Source organism: Vibrio sp. 397 (genome assembly GCF_033339395.1).
GTDB classification, from domain to species: Bacteria; Pseudomonadota; Gammaproteobacteria; order Enterobacterales; family Vibrionaceae; genus Vibrio; species Vibrio alginolyticus.
On sequence record NZ_JAWOUN010000002.1, the window covers coordinates 91,338 to 112,856 of the forward strand.

Annotated in this window: 21 protein-coding genes; 7 read left to right on the forward strand and 14 right to left on the reverse strand. The window is 44.3% G+C overall.

Translation table 11 applies throughout. The features are described from left to right. The first annotated feature begins 170 nt into the window (after nucleotides 1–170). The gene (gene gloA, locus R7P36_RS03530; RefSeq protein WP_005376490.1) at nucleotides 171–557 is read left to right on the forward strand and encodes a lactoylglutathione lyase; all 387 of its coding nucleotides are present in this window, start codon (nucleotides 171–173) and stop codon (nucleotides 555–557) included. 11 nt (nucleotides 558–568) lie between these two features. Then, nucleotides 569–1,669 carry an alkene reductase gene (locus tag R7P36_RS03535; protein WP_213899958.1) on the forward strand — a complete coding sequence of 367 codons (1,101 nt, stop codon included), beginning with the start codon at nucleotides 569–571 and terminating at the stop codon, nucleotides 1,667–1,669. Between the two features lie 117 nt (nucleotides 1,670–1,786). Here the strand turns inward: R7P36_RS03535 and R7P36_RS03540 are convergent, their stop codons facing one another. Further along, the gene (locus tag R7P36_RS03540) at nucleotides 1,787–2,062 is read right to left on the reverse strand and encodes a nitrogenase-stabilizing/protective protein NifW (RefSeq protein ID WP_213899957.1); all 276 of its coding nucleotides are present in this window, start codon (nucleotides 2,060–2,062) and stop codon (nucleotides 1,787–1,789) included. A gap of 241 nt (nucleotides 2,063–2,303) precedes the next feature. Here R7P36_RS03540 and R7P36_RS03545 point away from each other — a divergent pair, with 241 nt between their 5' ends. Further along, the gene (locus tag R7P36_RS03545) at nucleotides 2,304–4,154 is read left to right on the forward strand and encodes an acyltransferase family protein (RefSeq protein WP_213899956.1); all 1,851 of its coding nucleotides are present in this window, start codon (nucleotides 2,304–2,306) and stop codon (nucleotides 4,152–4,154) included. 79 nt (nucleotides 4,155–4,233) lie between these two features. On the opposite strand, the gene R7P36_RS03550 is transcribed toward R7P36_RS03545, so the two are convergent. The 4 genes from R7P36_RS03550 to R7P36_RS03565 form a co-directional block, all read right to left on the reverse strand. Next, the gene (locus R7P36_RS03550; RefSeq protein WP_005376497.1) at nucleotides 4,234–4,704 is read right to left on the reverse strand and encodes an RES family NAD+ phosphorylase; all 471 of its coding nucleotides are present in this window, start codon (nucleotides 4,702–4,704) and stop codon (nucleotides 4,234–4,236) included. A gap of 1 nt (nucleotide 4,705) precedes the next feature. Then, on the reverse strand, nucleotides 4,706–5,158 hold the full coding sequence (locus R7P36_RS03555; RefSeq protein ID WP_017820987.1) for an antitoxin Xre/MbcA/ParS toxin-binding domain-containing protein: 453 nt from the start codon (nucleotides 5,156–5,158) through the stop codon (nucleotides 4,706–4,708). A gap of 174 nt (nucleotides 5,159–5,332) precedes the next feature. Then, nucleotides 5,333–7,507: a catalase/peroxidase HPI gene (gene katG, locus R7P36_RS03560; protein ID WP_213899955.1), complete on the reverse strand. Its 2,175-nt coding sequence runs from the start codon at nucleotides 7,505–7,507 to the stop codon at nucleotides 5,333–5,335. A 186-nt stretch (nucleotides 7,508–7,693) separates the two neighbouring features. Beyond that, on the reverse strand, nucleotides 7,694–9,235 hold the full coding sequence (locus R7P36_RS03565; RefSeq protein ID WP_318122012.1) for a glutamate synthase-related protein: 1,542 nt from the start codon (nucleotides 9,233–9,235) through the stop codon (nucleotides 7,694–7,696). Nucleotides 9,236–9,391: 156 nt separating this feature from the next. Here R7P36_RS03565 and R7P36_RS03570 point away from each other — a divergent pair, with 156 nt between their 5' ends. Continuing rightward, on the forward strand, nucleotides 9,392–9,871 hold the full coding sequence (locus tag R7P36_RS03570; protein WP_005376501.1) for an aminoacyl-tRNA deacylase: 480 nt from the start codon (nucleotides 9,392–9,394) through the stop codon (nucleotides 9,869–9,871). Between the two features lie 175 nt (nucleotides 9,872–10,046). Here the strand turns inward: R7P36_RS03570 and R7P36_RS03575 are convergent, their stop codons facing one another. The 3 genes from R7P36_RS03575 to R7P36_RS03585 form a co-directional block, all read right to left on the reverse strand. After that, on the reverse strand, nucleotides 10,047–11,459 hold the full coding sequence (locus tag R7P36_RS03575; protein WP_213899953.1) for a coniferyl aldehyde dehydrogenase: 1,413 nt from the start codon (nucleotides 11,457–11,459) through the stop codon (nucleotides 10,047–10,049). 125 nt (nucleotides 11,460–11,584) lie between these two features. Continuing rightward, a complete protein-coding gene (locus tag R7P36_RS03580) occupies nucleotides 11,585–12,157 on the reverse strand; it encodes a GNAT family N-acetyltransferase (protein ID WP_005376503.1) in 573 nt (190 codons plus the stop codon). A 104-nt stretch (nucleotides 12,158–12,261) separates the two neighbouring features. After that, on the reverse strand, nucleotides 12,262–12,720 hold the full coding sequence (locus tag R7P36_RS03585; RefSeq protein WP_213899952.1) for an NUDIX hydrolase: 459 nt from the start codon (nucleotides 12,718–12,720) through the stop codon (nucleotides 12,262–12,264). 169 nt (nucleotides 12,721–12,889) lie between these two features. On the opposite strand from R7P36_RS03585, the gene R7P36_RS03590 reads away from it, so the two are divergent. Further along, entirely contained in the window at nucleotides 12,890–13,795 is a 906-nt protein-coding gene (locus R7P36_RS03590) for a DMT family transporter (protein ID WP_033906499.1), read from the forward strand. A 79-nt stretch (nucleotides 13,796–13,874) separates the two neighbouring features. Here R7P36_RS03590 and R7P36_RS03595 read toward each other — a convergent pair whose 3' ends face one another. Next, nucleotides 13,875–14,189, reverse strand: coding sequence for a DMT family transporter (locus R7P36_RS03595; protein ID WP_005376506.1), 315 nt, complete (start codon nucleotides 14,187–14,189; stop codon nucleotides 13,875–13,877). Between the two features lie 394 nt (nucleotides 14,190–14,583). Between R7P36_RS03595 and R7P36_RS03600 the strand changes: the two genes are divergently transcribed. Further along, complete coding sequence (locus R7P36_RS03600) at nucleotides 14,584–15,948, forward strand: endonuclease/exonuclease/phosphatase family protein (RefSeq protein WP_086047445.1); 1,365 nt, start codon at nucleotides 14,584–14,586, stop codon at nucleotides 15,946–15,948. A 284-nt stretch (nucleotides 15,949–16,232) separates the two neighbouring features. Here R7P36_RS03600 and R7P36_RS03605 read toward each other — a convergent pair whose 3' ends face one another. From R7P36_RS03605 to R7P36_RS03620, 4 genes are all read right to left on the reverse strand, one after another. Further along, the gene (locus tag R7P36_RS03605) at nucleotides 16,233–16,766 is read right to left on the reverse strand and encodes a hypothetical protein (protein WP_033906497.1); all 534 of its coding nucleotides are present in this window, start codon (nucleotides 16,764–16,766) and stop codon (nucleotides 16,233–16,235) included. Continuing rightward, the gene (locus R7P36_RS03610) at nucleotides 16,760–17,146 is read right to left on the reverse strand and encodes an MAPEG family protein (protein ID WP_033906496.1); all 387 of its coding nucleotides are present in this window, start codon (nucleotides 17,144–17,146) and stop codon (nucleotides 16,760–16,762) included. Before R7P36_RS03610 ends, R7P36_RS03605 begins: the two co-directional genes overlap by 7 nt. A 208-nt stretch (nucleotides 17,147–17,354) precedes the next feature. Further along, complete coding sequence (gene rarD / locus R7P36_RS03615; RefSeq protein WP_086047617.1) at nucleotides 17,355–18,260, reverse strand: EamA family transporter RarD; 906 nt, start codon at nucleotides 18,258–18,260, stop codon at nucleotides 17,355–17,357. A 102-nt stretch (nucleotides 18,261–18,362) separates the two neighbouring features. Beyond that, complete coding sequence (locus tag R7P36_RS03620) at nucleotides 18,363–19,085, reverse strand: sulfite exporter TauE/SafE family protein (protein WP_042520743.1); 723 nt, start codon at nucleotides 19,083–19,085, stop codon at nucleotides 18,363–18,365. A 444-nt stretch (nucleotides 19,086–19,529) separates the two neighbouring features. On the opposite strand from R7P36_RS03620, the gene R7P36_RS03625 reads away from it, so the two are divergent. After that, entirely contained in the window at nucleotides 19,530–20,060 is a 531-nt protein-coding gene (locus R7P36_RS03625) for a prepilin-type N-terminal cleavage/methylation domain-containing protein (RefSeq protein ID WP_042520741.1), read from the forward strand. Nucleotides 20,061–20,109: 49 nt separating this feature from the next. Here R7P36_RS03625 and R7P36_RS03630 read toward each other — a convergent pair whose 3' ends face one another. Continuing rightward, nucleotides 20,110–21,090 carry a chemotaxis protein gene (locus tag R7P36_RS03630; protein WP_025998672.1) on the reverse strand — a complete coding sequence of 327 codons (981 nt, stop codon included), beginning with the start codon at nucleotides 21,088–21,090 and terminating at the stop codon, nucleotides 20,110–20,112. Nucleotides 21,091–21,519: the final 429 nt, after the last annotated feature.

Sequence of the window (21,519 nt, forward strand, 5' to 3'; positions counted from 1 at the left end):
AACAATTAAAAAGAAACGGCGAGTAATCTTTGTTTGCATGTTGCAGGGCCAGCAACCTCGCTTTTCATAACACTAAATAATCATTTTAATAATTAACGATAATTTCCAGTTTATTTAGAGTGGCGATATGGTTTGCATAGTGATTACGCAACGTTATGAAAAGGCGACTTATGAAGTTTCTCCACACGATGATCCGTGTTGCTGACCTAGACAAATCGATCGAATTTTATACAAAGGTTCTGGGAATGAGTGTTTTGGATCGTTTTGAAAACCAAGAATACCGTTACTCACTGGTGTTTGTTGGTAACCCTGATCAACCAGATGGCGCGACCATCGAGCTAACTTATAACTGGGATACCGACAGTTACGACTTGGGTAACGCATTCGGACACATGGCACTGGGGTCTGAAGATATTTACGCCGCTTGCGAAAAAATCAAAGCGCTTGGTGGCAACGTTACTCGCGAGCCAGGTCCAATGAAAGGCGGAGAAACTCACATCGCCTTCATTAAAGATCCCGATGGTTACCAAATCGAACTCATCCAAACTCAAAAATAACGAGGTTTCCTATGACAGACGCATTATTTCAACCCATTCAACTTGGCTCTCTCTCATTAAAAAACCGTATCGTTATGCCTCCGATGACGCGCTCTCGTGCTTCTCAACCAGGTAATATCGCTAACGACATGATGGCGACCTACTATGCTCAACGTGCTGAAGCGGGCCTAATCGTTGCTGAAGGCACACAAATTTCGCCAATGGGTCAAGGCTATGCATGGACACCAGGCATTTACAGCCCAGAGCAAATTGCTGGCTGGAAAAAAGTAACTGATGCAGTGCACGAGAAAGGCGGCGTTATCTTCGCGCAATTATGGCACGTTGGTCGTGTGACTCACCCTGATAACATTGGCGGTGAGCAACCTATTTCTTCTTCTGCGCTAAAAGCAGAAAACGTGAAAGTGTTTGTCGATAACGGCACAGACGAACCGGGCTTTGTCGACGTGGTTGAGCCACGTGAAATGACCAAACAAGACATCAAGAACGTTATTGAAGAGTACCGCCAAGCCGCACTAAACGCGATAGAAGCCGGATTCGATGGTATCGAGCTTCATGCAGCGAATGGCTACTTGGTTAACCAGTTTATCGATTCTGAAGCGAATAACCGCACCGATGAATACGGTGGCTCTATTGAAAACCGTCTGCGTTTTCTTGGTGAAGTGATAGAAGCGATGACGCAAGCTATTGGCGCTGAGCGTGTTGGTGTTCGTCTTGCACCATTCACTTCGTTAAATGGCACCGTTGATAGTACGCCAGTCGAAACCTACACCGCCGCTGCAGCGCTGCTTGATAAACTCAATGTGGTTTACATTCACATTGCAGAAGTAGATTGGGACGACGCGCCAGACACTCCGCACGACTTTAAAACCGCAGTTCGTGAGGCGTATAAAGGCACACTGATCTATGCCGGTCGTTACAACGCAGAAAAGGCGCAACACGCGATTGAAAGTGGTTTAGCTGACATGATTGGCTTTGGCCGTCCGTTTGTTGCAAACCCAGACTTACCAAGCCGCATCAAGCATGGCTATCCACTGGCAGAACATGACCCTGCCACATTGTTCGGCGGCGGTGAAAAAGGCTTAGTGGACTACTCTGCGTACCACGCGGGTTAATTCATCTACGTAAAGCTGATTCGCAACTCGCGACAAACCAATAGCTAACCCAAAAGAACCTTGCTCTTCCCCCTGTGACGCCAAGATGCAGGGTTCTTTTTAGGCAAGCCACCAGAATTAACGTCTTTGACAAGATGTACAACCTCGGCACGCAGAGCGCGTCTTTTTACTGAGCAAACGGCGTTGTACTTTACAGTAAGCATTCTTTAAAGCACGACGACCTGAAAACCAATCATCCGGTTTAGTGAGGATTAAGTAGCCGTTAAACCTCTTAACCAACTCGGTTCGGTTGTTTTCGATAAATCTGCTATCAAACTCGATGTCGAAGTAATCCAAAGCCTCTTCGATACAAGTAAAGCTGGCAATTTTTTCCTGAATCGTATTCTCTGTCATCGTTTCTTTAGCGTAATCATTTTCAATGAAGTCTAAGTGCCTCGCGCTTTACGTTCTTTGATTTAGCGCTTCTTAAGATCATTCTTTATGGGGTTTCCATATTGAAATTCAATTTGGGAATTCGTTAACCCACCTAGCATTTTCATTTTGACAATCACTTTAAGGCACTGATTTAAATAAACATTATTTCTGGTTCATATTTTGCTCTACTTCATTAAACGGAATGTTGGAGCAACACGATATGACTTACAGAGCAGAAGTAGACGGATTAAGGGCGATTGCTGTCACGTTGGTGATTTTGTTTCATGCAGGAGTTGAGCAATTCGCTGGTGGCTTTATTGGCGTCGACGTGTTTTTTGTGATCAGCGGCTATTTGATCACCACCATCGTGATTAACGACTTAGAAAACCAGAAGTTCAGCCTTGGTGATTTTTATGAGCGACGCATTCGTCGCATACTCCCCCTCTTACTGGTGGTGATCGCCGTCAGCTATTTGATGTCTTGGTGGCTATTTTTGCCGCAAGCACACAAAGACGTTGGTCAATTTGCAGTGTCTTCCATTCTCTCTTCATCCAACATTCTTCTGTATTTGAAAGGCCACAATTACTTCGGTTTAGAAGATCAAGCCAACCCACTGTTCCACACATGGAGCTTGGGCGTTGAAGAACAATACTACATTGTCATTCCTTTGCTACTCATGCTACTCGCTCGTGGCAAAAACGCGTTTTACCTGACTTTTTTTATCACGGTATTTGTGCTGAGTTTGATGACTATTGTCTACGCGAGCAACGATCCTGATTTCGCTTTTTACATGATCTTCTCTCGCGCTTGGGAGCTGGCAACCGGTTCATTACTCGCATTAGTGATGAGAAAAGTCCAAGTTCAATCTAACGATACTCTAGCAACCATTGGCATCGTTTTGATATTGGCTTCCGCGCTTTTGTTTGAAAAATCGCAAGATGGCGCGGGCATTACGCTGCTGGTGCCGGTCATCGGTAGCGCGTTGGTGATTTTGTTTGCCTCTAAAGACAATGTCTGCGGTAGATTACTGAGCCTAAAGTGGGTCGTGTTCGTCGGCTTAATCAGCTACAGCTTATACTTGTGGCACATTCCATTATTTGTCTTTTACCGCTACGTGTTGGACACAACACAAGACATCAATATCCCACTTTACGTTGTCACTCTTTTTGTACTTTCTTACTTCACTTGGCGCTTTATTGAAAAGCCGTTCCGTAGCCGAAAAGCCATGAGCATGCGCACTGTGTCCGCGGTTATTGTGTTGTTGACGTTGCCCTTGCTAACGCTCGGCGTTATCGGTCATCAGAACGGTGGTTTTCCAGAAAGAAGCGCATTTTTCGAGGCCATGCGCGTTAACAACGGTTATGGTTTAGATTGCAACGGCAACACCAACGTTAACGATGTGTGCTCGTCTGCACCGCAGCCCGCCATCGCTGTGTTAGGCAATAGTCACAGCATGGTTTACGTGAAGCGTCTATCCGAAGTAACACCAACTGGCGTGGTGCAACTTACTCAAGATTCCTGTGCGGTCGGTTATGTCGACATCCTAGAAGCTGCTGGCTCAATTTCTTGCCGACAGTTCTTCAATGAGGCTGTCGATACCATTCTAAGTACCCCTTCCATTCGTCGCGTTGTTATCTCTTCTAACTTCAATAAAGAGCTTTCACAAGCCGATTATGAAGCATCATTAACCAAATTATTGAATGAACTGAAAGGAAAGGAAGTGGTCGTTTTCGGTCCAACCCCTTCTGCACCGTTTGCGGTAGGAGAATGCCTTTGGAAAGCGCGTTTGTTTGGCGAGACAGAAGAGTCTGCCTGCGACTTTTCTCCCAAACAACATCACCCTCAAAACGTGGCGAAGTTAGTGAACTACTTTGAGCAATTTGAGCACGTTGAGTTTGTCGACTTGACCGATGCCATTTGCAGAAATGGCGTATGTCGAATGAGAGTTGGAGCAAACAATGCGATGTATACGGATGACAGCCATTTATCTTACAAAGGTGCTGAGTTGGTGCTTGGGCATTACCTCAACACTACAAATGAAGCGCAACAGTTCACTTACGACCGACAATAACCAAGGAAATAAACTTCTATGCTTCAGCGCTTATCTCAGGTAAGCGCTGAATGCTTTAAAGCAAGACAAAGCTAGGCGTCTATTTGAAAATGCGCGGATCAAACGCGAAATCGAGCTTTTCGGCTTTCTTGATGATCTCTTTCATTTTGGGATGATTTGGATTCACCACGTAGTTTTTATCACGAGGTGAAATCGTTGAAGGCACTTGCAGCGCGGCAAACTCTGGATGAGGATCATTGAGAAACTGATCACCAATGTACTGCGTAGACTCGCTCGCCGGTATTGCTCGCCACGTCACAGGGAGATCTTCTTCATCTAAGGTGGCGATGAGGTATTCTGGCATTTCAATACGATATAAATCGTAAAGTTTGGTGATAGCAGGATCGTTGTTTACGTGCACAAACACTTCCAACGAGCAAAGGGATTCCGATTCAGAGAAGTAGAGGGCTTCGGTTCCTTTTGAGTTCCATCGCCCTCCAAATAACTTTGCGCCAACGGGGCTGAATGGCGTGTCAGCAAATTTCTTTTGTGTGAGACGATAGAGCTTCATATTACGAGAATACCCCGTGCTCTAAACGGCCGATCAAATCTTTTACGATTTCAAAATCCACCGTGGTCGAGACCATATCAAGTGGACGTTTTCCACCTAAGCCATACACATTCTCTCTCATCCATTTTAACGCGCGCTCTTCGTCGTCAAACAGTTCTGTCGCGAGTTTCAATAACATCGCTAATCGATAGATTGCATCACTTTCTTGCGTATTGAAGCGCTCATCGTTTTTTAGACGACGCTTGATCGTGCTAACAGGTATCAATGTGACGTTTTGAAACTCACTCTGAGAAAGCTTCACACGCTCAACAATATTGCGATACACCTTTGGCTCAAAGCCTTTGTGAACCGCATCAGTGCGACCTGTTTCAGCGTCTTCAATACCCAACATAAACCAGAAATTGGCTTTATGAGGTTGTTTCGGTTTGAAGCTTTTTAATGCTGCAGTTGCCATATCAAGCTCCTGTGGTTCATATGGTCCGGTTATTATGGTTCAAATGAGCTTAATTTTCAATCAAAGTAACAATCAAAGTAAAAAGATAGGTAAAGAAAAAGGCGAGCTTTTCGCCCGCCTCTCTTACTTATTCATCAACTTTGTTTACGCATCTATCGATGAACATCGTTTCACTTATTGCAAGTCAAAACGATCCGCGTTCATGACTTTCGTCCATGCGGCGATGAAGTCATGGATGAATTTTTCCTGATTATCATCTTGCGCATACACTTCCGCATACGAACGCAGGATCGAGTTTGAACCAAAGACAAGATCCACACGGGTTGCCGTCCACTTCACAGCGTCGGTTTTACGATCACGGATTTCGTACTGATTAGCACTTACTGGTTGCCACGCATATGACATGTCAGTAAGGTTCACGAAGAAATCATTCGACAAAGTGCCGACTCGGTCAGTAAATACGCCCTCTTTTCCACCGCCGTAGTTACTGCCTAGAACGCGCATACCACCGATAAGTACCGTCATTTCTGGCGCCGTTAGCCCCATAAGCTGAGCACGATCTAATAAAAGCTCTTCTGGCTTAACCGCGTAGTCTTTCTTCAACCAATTTCGGAAACCGTCAGCAACAGGCTCAAGTACTTCGAACGATTCCACATCCGTCATCTCTTGGGTGGCATCACCTCGGCCTGGCGCGAATGGTACGGAAACATCATGACCTGCGGCACGCGCAGCCAGTTCAATACCTACGTTACCAGCAAGCACGATAGCATCTGCAACACTACAGCCCTCTTCTGCTGCTATTTTTTCTAACACCGCAAGAACACGTCTTAGACGTTCAGGTTCGTTCCCTTGCCAATCTTTTTGTGGAGCCAAGCGAATTCTCGCGCCATTTGCACCGCCTCGGCGGTCAGAGCCACGGTAAGTACGCGCACTATCCCACGCCGTACTTACTAACTCACTAATGGATAGGCCACTTGCTTCGATTTTTGTTTTTACTAAATCAACATCGTAGTCTGCCTTACCTGCGGGCGTTGGGTCTTGCCAAATAAGATCTTCGCTTGGCACATCAGGGCCGAAATAACATGATTTTGGTCCTAGATCGCGGTGTGTCAACTTAAACCAGGCACGAGCAAAAACGTCATCAAAGTACGCAGGGTCATTTTGGAACTTTTCTGCAATCTTACGATATTCAGGGTCCATTTTGAGCGCCATATCGGCGTCGGTCATGATTGGATTGTAGCGCTTAGAACCGTCTTCAACATCGACAGGCTTGTCTTGTTCTTCAATGTCGATTGGCTCCCATTGCCATGCGCCAGCTGGGCTCTTTTTCAGTTCCCAGTCATACTTAAATAGTAGGTGGAAGTATCCGTAGTCCCATTGTGTAGGGTGCGTTGTCCAAGCACCTTCAATGCCACTCGTTACCGTGTCACGGCCAATACCACGTGTTTTGTGGTTAATCCAGCCAAGACCTTGCTCATGAACGTCTGCTGCTTCGGGCTCTGGGCCAAGGTTTGCGGCATCACCATTACCATGACACTTACCCACCGTGTGACCACCAGCTGTGAGCGCGACGGTTTCTTCATCGTTCATTGCCATTCGCGCAAAGGTCACTCGCATGTCATGTGCTGTTTTGAGAGGATCTGGGTTACCGTCTACCCCTTCAGGGTTCACATAGATAAGACCCATCATTACCGCAGCAAGCGGGTTTTCTAAATCTCGCTCACCAGAGTAGCGGCTGTTATCAGCGTCACTTGTGGCTAACCATTCTTGCTCAGAGCCCCAGTAAGTGTCTTTTTCTGGGTGCCAGATGTCCTCTCGTCCAAACGCAAAGCCAAAGGTCTTAAAGCCCATGGATTCGTACGCCATGTTACCGGCAAGGACAATCAGGTCTGCCCAACTTAGTTTGTTGCCATATTTTTTCTTGATTGGCCATAAAAGGCGTCGAGCCTTATCCAGGTTGGCGTTATCTGGCCAAGAGTTGAGAGGAGCAAAGCGTTGGTTGCCTGTAGCAGCACCGCCACGGCCATCCGCAATACGATAACTGCCCGCTGCATGCCATGCCATTCGGATCATTAAACCACCGTAGTGTCCCCAGTCGGCAGGCCACCAGTCTTGGCTATCAGTCATTAAATCTTTTAAATCTTTTTTAAGTGCTTCGACATCTAGCTTTTTCAGTTCTTCTTTGTAATTAAAGTCCTGACCAAATGGGTTGGTTTTGGAGTCGTGTTGATGCAGGATGTCTAAGTTCAAGGCATTCGGCCACCAATCCATCACCGACTTATCTGTAGATGTTTGCCCACCATGCATAACTGGACATTTACCTACCGAACCGCCGTTTGCTTTGCTCATATAATGCTCCTTCGTGTCGTGGTTGTGGTAACCACTCTTTGTTATTCAATAAATCGAATATCCACCTCAAACAGCGTAGTTCATACACTGTTTTTTTAGTTAACGCCAAGTCAAAATTTCAAACATTTCAGCGAATAAATAATTGTTATCAAACATGTACCTATATGTAGAAAATATGGATAGAGATCAGTTTAAGTCCATACCTGAATACTTAATCCCAGACAGCCTCGCCATGTTGTGATCCCAGGTCGCTAAATCATGATGACTAAATTCACTCAGAGCGTGATGACCACACGCCCTTGCCATAACTTGCATGAGCTCGACCGAGGATTCGAAGAAATTTTTCAGTTGCTGGGATGACTTTTCAACGTCGAGACGCTGCCTCAAATCGGCATTTTGTGTCGCAATGCCTGCCGGGCAATTATTGGTGTTGCAGATGCGAGCGGCGACACAACCGATCGATTGCATCGCACTGTTTGCTATCGCTACTCCGTCTGCTCCAAGTGCCAACGCTTTGACAAAATCCGTAGGAACTCGCAACCCACCGGTGATGATTAATGTGACGCGGTCACTTACGGCTTTTTCATCTAAGTACTTACGTGCACGAGCTAATGCAGGGATGGTGGGTACACTAATATGATCACGGAACATAGTTGGCGCCGCACCCGTGCCACCACCGCGACCATCTAAGATGATATAATCAGCCCCAGCATCAAGCGCAAACTGGATGTCTTGCTCAATATGGTTGGCACTGAGTTTAAATCCAATTGGAATACCGCCTGTGATGCCACGAACTCTGTCAGCAAACTTTCTGAAATCGTGAGTAGTGTGAAGATCTTTGAACGTTGGTGGTGATATCGCTGGTTGTCCCTCGGGGATGCCTCTCACCTGAGAGATCTTACCTACATTTTTATTTGCAGGCAGATGACCACCCGTGCCCGTTTTTGCTCCTTGCCCGCCTTTGAAGTGAAACGCCTGAACATTAAGAAGCTTAGATTCGTCGTAGCCAAATTGAGCACTAGCAAGCTCATAGAAATACCGTGAATTGGCGGCTTGCTCTTCCGGTAACATGCCACCCTCACCAGAGCAAATCCCAGTCCCTGCCCACTCTGCACCTTTTGCTAGTGCAATTTTCGCCTCTTCAGAAAGTGCGCCAAAACTCATGTCCGACACCAACAAAGGAATGGCGAGTCTGAGCGGCTTACGCGCGTTTGGTCCCACAATCAACTCGGTAGACACAGGAACGTCTTCCAACAACGGTTGTGTCGCCATTTGCGCCACCATGATTTGTATAGCATCCCAATGTGGTAGCAAATGCCTAGGAACCCCCATTGCAGCCATCGGACCATGATGACCGAGTTTAGAGAGTCCTTCTCTCGCTAATTGGTGGATAAACTCGAGGGTTAGTTCTTCTTGAGTAGCAGACGCCGTTGGTTTGTCTCTTTTCTCTCGCTTTTGTTCCGGTCCCTCTTTACCGACTTGCTCTGCGGTAAATCGCTTGTGTGTACCATCACAAAAAGGAGCATTGGCGGTATGCTTACATTGGCAGAGATAGGCATCTTCGTCTTTTTCCGCACTAAAGCTCATTGGCTTTAAGCCGGTTCCCGAATGAGACCCATCGCAGTAAGGTTGATTTTTAGAACGCCCACATCGGCAGAAGTAATATTCTTGCCCAGCTTTCAACTCTACTTTGATCGGCTTGTTATCAGCGATGATTGGCTTGCTCATGTTGCCCCCTATTTATTATTGTTAACCATGCTTTCTCGCTGGCTTGCAATAAGCGTAGAACAGGAGCGTAAAGAGCGTCAGTGTCGCCGAGTAAAATGCGCGATTGTCGCCCGACTAACCTATACTTTTTATGGGTCTCATACACGTGGAGGCTATATGACGATTGCAACCCGATTAGATGAATATTTGACTGAGCATAACATTCACTTTCAAACCGTGAATCACAGCCACAGTCATAGCTCGCTACAAAGTGGTGTTGCAGCAGGTGTGCCTTTAATGAATATCGCAAAAGGTGTGATTCTAGAGGATCATGAAGGGCGTCATATGATGGCGGTCTTACCTGCCAACAACAAAATCAGTTTGTCGCGATTAAACGACGAATTTAATGCCACCTTCCACTTGGTGAAAGAGCGTATGGTTTACCGACTCTTCACCGATTGTGAACACGGCGCTATTCCACCGATTGGTAGCCCTTACCACATGTCGACAGTTTGCGATGAAAGATTAGCAAATTTGGAACATGTCTATCTCGAAGCTGGCGATCATGAAACTCTGATTAAGCTGGACAGAAAGGCGTTTAAAGAACTGATGAACGACTGTAGATATCTAAGATTCAGCAGTGAAGTTCTGCATTAAACTTGCCAAAACCTCTCGACATTTCCTGAACAAGGCTCTTTCAACAAGAGCCTTTCTTTGTTTTGTTGGTAGCACGCGAAGGAAGTTTCTCGGACTTTGGTGCCCAGCGTTTCAGAGCATATAGAAACAAAAAACCGCCTATTCGGGCGGTTTTTTATCAATCAAATCATAATTATTATCGAACAAAGATCTTTTGGATCGCTTTTATCGCCATACCCCTACGGCGCATTAATACGCTCGTTCTTGGCAACCATTTCGGTGTGTGAAGAATGGTTTTCGCATGACTAAAAGTTCTGAATCCTTCCTCTCCGTGATAATGCCCAATACCCGATTCACCAACGCCACCAAAAGGTGCATCTTCAGCGCCAACATGTAAAACCGTATCATTAACGCCGACGCCACCACTGTGCGTGTGGCGTACAATATGTTTGATGGTCGATTTGTCGTCCGACATAACATACAGCGCAAGTGGTCTTTGGTGCTGATTAATGTAGTCAATCGCCTCATCAACGGCATTGTAGGGCTTAACAGGTAGAAATGGCCCGAAGATCTCCTCTTGCATGATTCGCATATTCGGCGACACGTCCGTGACCAAATGAGGATACAGAAGTCGTTCCTCTTGGGGCGACGCTTCAACAGTGTGAAGGTTAGCACCTTGCGCTTTTGCATCCTCAAGTAGCGCAGTCAAACGATCATATTGTCGTTGGTTGACAATATGGGTCAGCTTTTGATTCTTGTTGGATTTTAAATAGAGCTTTTCAAAACGTTTTAAGAATAGCGAAATGAACTCTTCGACACGTTCTTGCGGTACAAATGCGTAGTCAGGCGCGACACAAATCTGGCCTGCATTAATGCATTTACCAAACAAGATAGCATCAACGGCTTTCTTCATGTCTGCATCTTTTGCAATGATCACCGGGGACTTTCCACCCAACTCTAACGTCACCGGGGTAAGGTTTTCCGCTGCCGCTTTTGCCACTGCGCGGCCAACACTCGTAGAACCCGTGAACAAAAGGTGATCGAATGGCAGTTGGCTGAATGCTTGTGCGACGTCTGCTTCACCCTCAAAAACTTCGACATACTCAGACAACCCACGGCAAATATCGACGATGACTTTATTGGTTTTTGGCGTAAATTCGCTGAGCTTCATCATCACGCGGTTGCCAGCAGCCAATGCTGTCACTAAAGGCGCAAGGCTCAAAATCACAGGAAAGTTCCACGGTGAAATGATCCCGACGACACCTAACGGTTGATACTGAACGGTGACTTTAGAAGGTGCGAGCAATAAGCCGGATTCGCGCTTGCTGGGTTTGCACCATTTTTTTAGTCGTTTGAGGGTATAATTAATATGCGAGACCGTTGGCAAAACGTCGGTCATAGCGGTATCAAATTCTGAGCGATAGCCAAAATCGTCACTTAACGCTTCAACCAGCGCTTGTTTGTTCTCAAGCAGCGATTTTTTTAACAAAACGAGGTGCTGTTTACGTTCATCCAAACTAGGATAAGGCTCGGCTGCATATGCCGCTTTTAAGCGTTCGAGGCTTTGCTGTAACAAGTTATCTACTTCAACCTCTGTGATTGCGTTCATGATGCTTCTCCTAGCCTAGTTTCTACCAATGACGCTCCAAGTTAACACGAGCGCAACAATGTTACTATTGTAGCGCTCGTGAAGTTAGAGTTCGAACTCTGATTAAAATATCTCTGGGGTGGATACTACATCAAACGTAGTTCATAAATGCCTAGTCGTTGAGAGCGGTCAAGCATATCAAACTCATGATCAACGTATTCTTTTAATGTGGCGCCTGCACGCTCAGCAATATTGATGCTAGCGATGTTATCTTCCATACAATGGAACTGAATGAATTGTGCGTGCCCTTTCCGCTTCAAAAAAGGGATCAATACTGCGAGTACTTGATCAATCACACGATGGCCTCGCCCATTGTTGGCAAGCCAGTAGCCAATTTCAGTAACACGCGTATGTGAATCCACACCTTTAATGCCAATAACACCCGTAAGCTGCTCATCAAAATAAATTGCACACCAGTGGGAATCCAGCGCGTTACTGTTCACTCGCTGGGAAATGTAGTTCACGGCCTCTCGATGATTCGTGACAGAATCCGTCCAAGGTAGATAGCCCTCAAGGCTCTCTCGGTGAGTGTTCACAACCTCTAGTAAAGCGGACGCGTGTTTCGTATTGAGGGGCTCAATTGAGATCCTTTGCGAGACGGAAAAACGCTTCTGTAAGTGATTTCCTTGATACGTCTCTTGGCATGTGACTTCATCCATAGATGTTATTCCTTTTTATTGTGAACGCTCAGCGCAAATCCTAACGCTTCATTTTATGAGAACAAACCTCTCTATAAAAACTAATCAAAGCCGTTGCCGTTCATTTAGCCCTTTTGATCGATCAGCGTAAATGGCGTTAGTGATGCCACATCTACATAATGCTTCCATACATGTTCATAGAGGTGATGCTGATTGGCAAACGGAGCCAGCTGCTTAGCTTCTTCAAGCGTACACCAGCGATACTCTGTATGCTCATCGTTAAGAACAACTGATTGGTTAGGCGGACAAAATAGCACAAAACATGGGATAACCATGATACGGTTATTTTTTGCTTCGTAGAACTGCTCTAGAAAGTCTGCTGTATGTAACTCAACTTGGTCAATTAGTGTCTCTTCTTTTAACTCTCTTAAAATGGTTTGCCACCCGGCTTCACCCGCTTCGATACCACCTGCAACATGGCACCAATAGCCACCTTTTACGCGTTTGAGTAACAGCATTTTTTCTATGTCATCAATTTTTGAAATGACAACGCCTGAAACATGCGTTGCTTTTATCGGGATCATGTAAGCTCCTTAAATATCGAGTTTTTATTGTTACGCTGAAGAGAGGCAGATTAATTGCTACGTATTCTACTGTTTATTCATCTTGTCGACAGAAGTGTTTGAGTTGAGAGGATTTAATCGCTAACTAAGTATGCTAAAGTGAGATCTGTCGCAACAAATGAGCAGTAAAATGTCCAATTCATTCAACACTATGATTCCCATCGGTGTGCGCTTTATGGTGCTTTCCGCGTTCGGCTTTGCTCTGATGTCGGCTACAGTAAAGCACGTCGGCAACTACGGTATCCCCGTTTTTGAAATCGTTGCAGCAAGAGCGCTCGTTTCACTTATCATTAGTTATTTCGATGTAAAGCGAAAACGAATTTCTGTATGGGGCAATAATAAGCCATTACTATTTGCACGCGGTGCTGTGGGCACGATGGCTCTGATGTGTGTATATTATTCAGTGACCACCTTACCTTTGGCAGAAGCGACGATATTCCAATATATTCATCCGGTATTTACTGCACTACTCGCCGTATTTTTCTTGAAAGAGCGCATCCAGCCGTCAACTTTCCTTTGTATTGCGTTGTGCTTACTCGGCATCTATATCATGGTAAGCCCAGAAACTGGGCAAGGCTCAGATAGCGCTTTACCAATGTTTAGCGTCATGATTGCGATCTTAGGCGCATTTGGTAGCTCAATTGCCTACGTCATCGTCAGAAAACTGAGTCAGACAGAAGACAGCTCAGTGATCATTTTCTATTTCCCGTTGGTTGCTCTCCCCGCTTCACTCTTACTGATTGGCGACGATTTTGTAATGCCCGATCTATATCTGACTTTCATGTTGGTTCTAGTTGGTGTCTTTACCCAAATTGGGCAATTGGGGTTAACCAAAGCGATGCAAACTCAACAAGCGGGTAAAGCCTCCGCTTATTCGTATATCCAGATCGTATTTTCTGTGTTGTTAGGCATCATTTTTTTTGGCGAGGTTCCGATCATTTGGACGTACGTCGGTGGCGGTCTGATTGTTACAGGCGCATTAATTAATGCGTTTGGTCATCACTTACGGTTACCTTTTGTTAAGCGCAACGCTTGATATACCTACCTAGAACCGTAAACACGACATTTAGAAAAACAGCCAGAGTGACTCTGGCTGTTTTGTGTTTAGCCTAACGTTAAGCTGATATTTTTAACCCTGCGATACCAGCGACAATCATTAGCAAGCTTAAGGCTTTGATAAGTGTTGCTGGCTCATTGAACAGATAAATACTCACGACTGCCGTGCCTATTGCGCCAATCCCTACCCATACGCCATAAGCAATGCCTAAAGGCAAGGTTCTTAACGCAATGCCAAGCAACCAAAAGCTCAATAACATAAAGACAATAGTGAATGCCGAAGCACCGAATTTGGTAAACCCTTGTGAATATTTAAGACCGACAGCCCATGCGATTTCACACAAGCCCGCAATGAAGAGAATTCCCCAAGCCATGTCACATTTCCCAACGAGATGGGGTCGTCCCCGAGAAAAGATAGAGCGGTGAGGTCGTCCTCACTTCTGATTGACTGCTTAATATATACAGAAATTTGAACATAAAAAATAAAACACGGCGATAAACATACAACTCAAACATCTCATGCACGCTTAAATTCTACGCTTTTCTTTTTAACGGTGGCGGGCTCTCTATTTCGCATCAATAACGACACCGTTTTTTAACAATTTACATATAACCTTCTGGTGTTGAAAGTGTTGCATTTATTGCACAAATCACACAAAAACTAATTGAACATGTAAATATGAAAACGTTTGTGTGACTAATATCGCTTAAAACAATGACTGATGACTTTAATATTCAGCCGAATTAATTATAAGGTATGACGTACCCATGAAAGCAATCAAAACCTCTATCGCTGTCCTTGTTGGCGCCGCTCTACTATCTGGATGTAATGACGATACTGAATACGTCAATGTTCAGCCTAAAGAAGTAAAAATAGCGACTTACAACCTCTCTTTTGACCGCGCTACCTTCGAAACTTTGGTAGATGAAATGCAAATTGAACCAACGCAGCAAGCTGCTTTGGTCACCTCTTATTTAGACGGTTCAATCGCAGCCGAAGACAAAACCACTGCGGAAAAAGTCATTCAAATTCGTAACGTTGCAGCAATCATTCAAAAGAATCGTCCTGATGTTCTCATGATGGCGGAATACAACAACGATGGAACAGGTGAAAACAAAGCAGCCATTGAAGGATTCCAGAAGAACTACTTGTCTGTCGCGCAAAGTATCGATGGCGCGGGCGGTGAAGCAAACCTTGAGCCTATTGAATACCCTTATGCTGAATCTTATTCAACCAATACAGGGTTGTTGAGTGAGTTTGATCTTGACAACAACGGAACCGCAGGTCAAATGCCAGGTGATGCATGGGGCTTTGGCATGTACCATGGTCAATATGCATTTGCCCTTATGTCTAAGTATAAAATTGACACGGCAAACACACGTACATTCCAAGCATTTAAATGGAAAGATATGGAAGGTGCGAAAATTCCAACCATTACTATCTGTGACGGTTCGCAAAAGATTCCAGACGGCATGAAGTGTGGTGATGAATGGTACTCAGCGGAAGAATGGGATCAAGTGCGTCTATCTTCGAAAAATCACGTCGACGCGCCAATCATCATTCCAACTCGCAATGGCGAGGAAGTTGTACACTTGTTGATGTCTCATCCTACTCCACCAGTATTCGACACCGGTAAAAACAAAGCGCAAAACGCAGCAGAAGTGGAGTTTTGGCATCATTACATTCAAGGCAAAGACTATTTTTACGACGATGCGGGTAAAACAGGTGGCTTAACGAACGGCACTAAATTCGTAATGATGGGTGATCAAAACCTTGATCCAGTGGCTGGTGACGGTATTAGCTCTGTAATGCAAGAGCTGCACAACGATCCATTGGTTAATCAAACCGTGATGAATGGTGAGCTTTACCCAACAAGCTTTGGTGCAGCTGAACACGCTGTTGACCGCAGTTCAACTCACCCATATCCGAATCGCATCACTTCAACGTTTGGCTTAGGGGTAGACTATGCCTTGCCTTCAGCAAATTTGAATGTAATAGACTCTGGTGTGTACTGGTCAGCGTCTTATGAAGAAGGCCGTAAACTATTTAACGATGCACGTATCGGTAAGTATGGTGATGGTAAGGATGTATCTTCCGACCATCGCATGATCTGGATTAAAGCACAGTTCTAGACTGCATAAAAAAAAGCCAACCACAAGGAGTCGTGATTGGCTGTATATATTTGTGAACAAGATGGTTCACTAACAACGTCAGTTGGCTAGGTGACCCTCGGCTTAGAAAGGGTCACTCATACTAAAGCATGAGGCGTGCCAACTTTTCAGCGCACAAAAACAGGTTGTTATTTAATCACTTTCATTAAAACTTAACCAATAGCTACTGTTTGCTCACCGAATAAATTGCAATTTGCAAACTACCATTGGCATTTCGCAATAAATCTGATCTTTAGCTATTGCTTTTATTGCTTCCTAGCTAAGTCGCGTGCAAGGATTAACGCAAGTCCGAATACTTGCAAGAAGAGTCCGATATTCTTGTACCAAGCGATCTTTTCATCCTGCTTTGCCATTACCTCATTGAGCTCTACATTCTCAATGTAGTAATTATCGATGCGGTCTCTATACGAAGCTTGTGCCTGATTTATCTTTGACATTAGTTGAGGAAGTTGATCAATTTTTATTTCATCCGACTCGTTGAGAACCCAAGAAGATAAATGCCCTGCTAATACCTCTTCTAGCTCTAAAGGTATCGCTACGCTCTGACTTATGTGCACATGCAGCAGTAAAGCTTCTCTTTTCCTTTCTAGGGTTTCCACACTGTTCCATGCGAGTTGGATGGAATACAAGTTTTCTGCTGTTTGCTCTGCGAGCTGCGAGTGCTGTTTACCCAACTTATCAAGGACTAAGCTAGTAACGATGATCGCGCCAATATTCAGTACTAATCCAATCAGAACGAGTACCCAAGGTGGTGGAATGTAACGTCGCAGACTTACCATAACTTATCGTATGGCAGGTAAATCATATTTAACACAACCAATGAAAGTATCACCAGAAATGTCACCTGCATCCCTCTAATGCGCTTTTTCAAGTCTTTTTTCAATATGCCTTTAGCATGAATAACTCGACCAATTACAAAAATAATACCGGTGAGATGTATCCATGTTGGGTAAGCACTATTGAATTCTAAAAGTGCCATTAAAATTAGGGTGATGGGGATATATTCTGTCGCATTGCTCTGGGCACTACGAGTAATTTGTAGAGCCTCTACCCCACCATCGGCATAAGCAATTTGATTTAAGCGACGTTGCTTAATTACTTGAACAGCCAACCAAATAATGAGTATTGCGAGAATGTTGGCATACAGCGCTGTGATCATATGTCGTCCTTCTTGATCTGGTTTTCACTTATATAAGCGTGTCACTTGGCTATAACTATAGCGGTATCACTATGATAATGCGTCAAATAATCTCAAGTTATGATTTCTATTCGGGCAAAAAACGAAAGCCAATGCTTTATGGTATTAAAAATGCCCTCAAATGAGGGAATAAGAATAAAGAAGCTAATATGTGAGAATATTGAAACCACTATAAGGGGTGTTTGACCAGCTTTTTGCGCCGATGCCCTTTGACAATACTTTCAAAAATTGTGAACAACAGCCCCACCCATATAAATGCAAAGGTCACCGCTTTCACTTCGTCAAACAGTTCGCCAAAAAACATAACTGCCAACACAAACTGCAAGCTTGGCTCGATGTATTGCATTAGACCGACGGTTGATAAATTAGTTATACGTATTGCGATAGAATAAAATACAAGTGGTAAAATTGTGATAGGTGCACTGCCAAAATACAAAAGCAATGTTGTGGTATCTGTGCCCGAAGCCAGTTCACCAGTTGCCCATTGTTTATAGAGCAAATATGCGAGTGCAACTGGAGTCAGTAACAACGCCTCAACAAACAAGGTTGTACTCCAGTCATAATTTATCTTCTTCTTGTACAACCCATACAAAGCAAAGAACAACCCCATCGTTAGTGCGATAACGGGTAGCTGACCATAGTGAATCACTTGATACATAACACCAATTGTTGCCAACACTATTGCAATAAGTTTGCCTTTTGAGAGCCTATCCCCAAGAATAAATACGCCCAGCGCAACAGATACTAATGGTCCAATAAAGAAGCCTAAGCTGGCATCGATGACCCGATGATGGGTCAAAGCCCAAGTGAACGCACTCCAAGAAATACACATCAAACTGCTCGCCACAAACGTGTACCACAAGGATTTTTTATCAAGCCAGATTTCTTTCCAATTCAGCCCTCGACGGGTTATCCCAAGTACAATTAGAAACCCGACAGGTACAGACCCAATGATTCGCCATGCTAGCAACTCATCCATAGAAGCATTTGGTAAATAACGATAATAAATTGGTAGCAATCCCCAGATCACAAAGGAGAATGCTGCCATAAAAGTGCCATAACGAGTGTTATTCATAAAACTATCGCCCATCTAAACGACCAATTTGGCGTAAGTAAACAAGTCCGCCATACATAAAAAGGAATGCAATCCCGCAGTGACTTTATGATGCAGATGGCATTATTGGCTCAACGCTTGTACGACGGCGGTAAAGCCACTCACAAAACACAACATAAGTGCCCCAAACCGAATCTTTTCTTTTGGTAACGACTGGGTAGTTTTCATTGCTAGCCAGTAACCAAGCGCCGCAGCAGGTAATAGAGGAATAGTAATGACCAAATGATGCAATGTGAAGAAGCCCACTGGGATTTGTACTATTAGTGAAATAATCGAACTGAAAACAAAAAAAGCCGATAAGTTGCCGCGTAACTGATTTGCTTCTTGATGCTGCAACAATAACGCCATCGGAGGGCCTCCAATCGCAGAACTGGTACCAAACAACCCAGAAAAGAAACCAGCACATGTCATACGCGAAGGCGTAGGCTCAACCCGAAACGGTAAAACACTCACCACGACTGCAAACAGCACCAACAAACCAATCCAAAGCGTGAGAGTTTGTGTAGATACAAAAAAGAGTAGCAAGCCACCAGCAATTGATCCCGGCACTCGCCCAATCAACGCCATCTTTAAGCCGCCGATTTCAACACTACTGCGGTGCTTCATCGCATTCATCAACGAAATAAATAACGCGACTAAACAGATTGGCGCAGGAACATATTCTGGCGCCCAAAGAATCAGTAAAGGTGCGGCAACAATAGCCAAGCCAAAACCGATTGCGGTCTGGACATAAGAGCCAAGAAATATCAAACCTATTGCAAGGAAGTTTATCGAATCGAATTCCATTTAGATTATTCTTATATTTGAAAAATAAACACAAAACCAAAGCACATTCACATGGTGAATACCTCAGGCATACTGCGATATGAATTCCGCGTAGCATTCATCAAAGTGAATAAAAAGACAATCCATTTGTGCGGTTCGCCCTCATTTGCATTTTGTATTTCATTCCGCTGATGTACATGTTTGCTTACATCGAAGAGGATTCATGCTCGCCTGTTCACGCAGCATTTCTTCAGCGGAATTAATGACCTCTTAAAATCTAGCCGAATTAGACCCGTGAATTCTCCGTAGCATTTAATGGATTCAGTCAATTAGTGCGGCGTCGGTATAGCACTTTACAACTCACCTCTTTATACTATTGATCGATTTATCATTACCGTACTTATTTACACAATAAACAAGTGTACGGTCAGTGTTTTTCTACCTTTAACTTGCTGTGAAAATAATATGAAAAAACAAACGGGATTTACTCTAATAGAGTTAGTCGTAGTTATTGTCGTGCTCGGTATTCTTGCTGTCACTGCCGCGCCACGCTTTTTAAACCTTCAAAGTGATGCACGTGAAGCTCGTTTGGAAGGAATGAAAGGCGCTATTGCGTCAGCATTAGGCGTCGGTTATGGGAAAATGGCGATTGCGGGATTGGAAAGCAAGCCTTACGTTTCAAACTTCGTAGACAGTGCTTTAATGGCAGATTTACCATTTGACGGCTGTAATATTGGTGGTTCAAAGCGCTGTGTTTTTTTATATGGATATCCTGATTCTGATAGCGAATCGATGAAGTTACTCGTGCAAGGACTGAACGAAGAAGACTCGGATTGGAAAACATTTCATCACCCGGCTGGTTCAACAACTCGCGAAATGGTCATTGCTGCAGCCGACGAAAAAAGAGCTAGCCTTACACAATGTGGAATTTTATATGGGCCACCGCAGACTCCAAACGAGAGTTACACCTTAGAGATTCTTCCCTGCCCTCAATAAAAATAAGGCTGCCAATCGGCAGCCTTATTTGTTTCATCTGATCGGTTTTTTACGCAAAGTTAAACACGTATTTATCCATCATATTCACCATGCGGCCAATCTCTGGCTTGGTAATCGTATCATTTGCGCCAAGAGATAGTGCTTTCGCTCGGTTATCCTCACTCATCAATGACGAGAACATAATGATCGGCATTTCATGAAACGCTTCGGTATCGCGTAGTCTCTTCACTAAGTGCATACCATCCATTCGAGGCATTTCTACGTCCGTAACCACCGCATCTAATAGCTCTTTAACTGGCAAGTTTTCTTCTTTCGCAACCTCGATCAAGCTCATCAACTTCTCATGCGCCTCACCACCGTCTTTACATGTGATCACATTGTAGCCTGAAGAAGCTAATGTATCTTGGATCAAAGAGCGAATAAATGCTGAGTCATCCACCACCATGATCGTTTTAGCATTACGCTTACCGACCATTCTCTGGTTGAGATCCACCGACTTGTCCCCTTTCACATCGTATTTTTCCATACTCAGTTCTGGGTTGATGTCTGCGATGATTTTTTCAAAGTCGAGAATCATGATCAGGTTGCCTTCTTTACGGACAACGGCTACTACACAATCTTGTTCGCCCGCTTCCAAAAACTGACTTGGTGATTCCACATCATTCCAAGAGATACGATGAATACGCGAAATGCTGTCAATTAAGAAGCCATTGGTCATTTTGTTGAAATCCGTAACGATTACAAACTTGCGCTCCAGATCTTGTCGTGTTGGCACACCTAACCAACCAGCTAAATCCACTAAAGGCGTCAGTACATCTCTGGATGAGAACACACCAATCATATGAGGTTGTGCGTTTGGATAATCGGTTGTTTCTGGCACGCGAATCACTTCTCGTACTTTCGCAACGTTAATGCCGTAATAACAAGTTTTTGTGCTGCCATCTGGCAATGTTTTTTCTAAATGAAACTCGATGATTTCAAGCTCATTGGTACCACTTTCTGTCAAAATGGTGCTGGTTACGTTACTCATAAAGCCAATTATCCAACCAAAAATACGCATCAGAAAAAGTTTGATGCAAACGCCATGAGAAGCCATTCTCTGGCTAAAAATCCAAAAGTCCTTTTTAGTCGTTACAACAAAATTTGTAAACCATCAAAAGGACGGCTAACGCACATTTCCATACCAAACCATGTAAAATTGTCTCATTTTTGAACACGACATTATGAGTGGCCAAAGTGCGAATTAACACCTCCACTTTTAGCGGCAGAGTCAATGAAAAGTTTAGAAATAATTTGAAGTGATGTTCAGCGTCAATAGCCAAACCTATCCAACAGATATCAGTACAAAGTTGGCTAGCGTGCTCATGCCTGGTGTATAACAAGCTCTCTTCAAGTGGCTTGGTATAAAACTGCGCTTGCTAACACACGGGTTTAAATCGAAGCGCTAGAAACATCACAA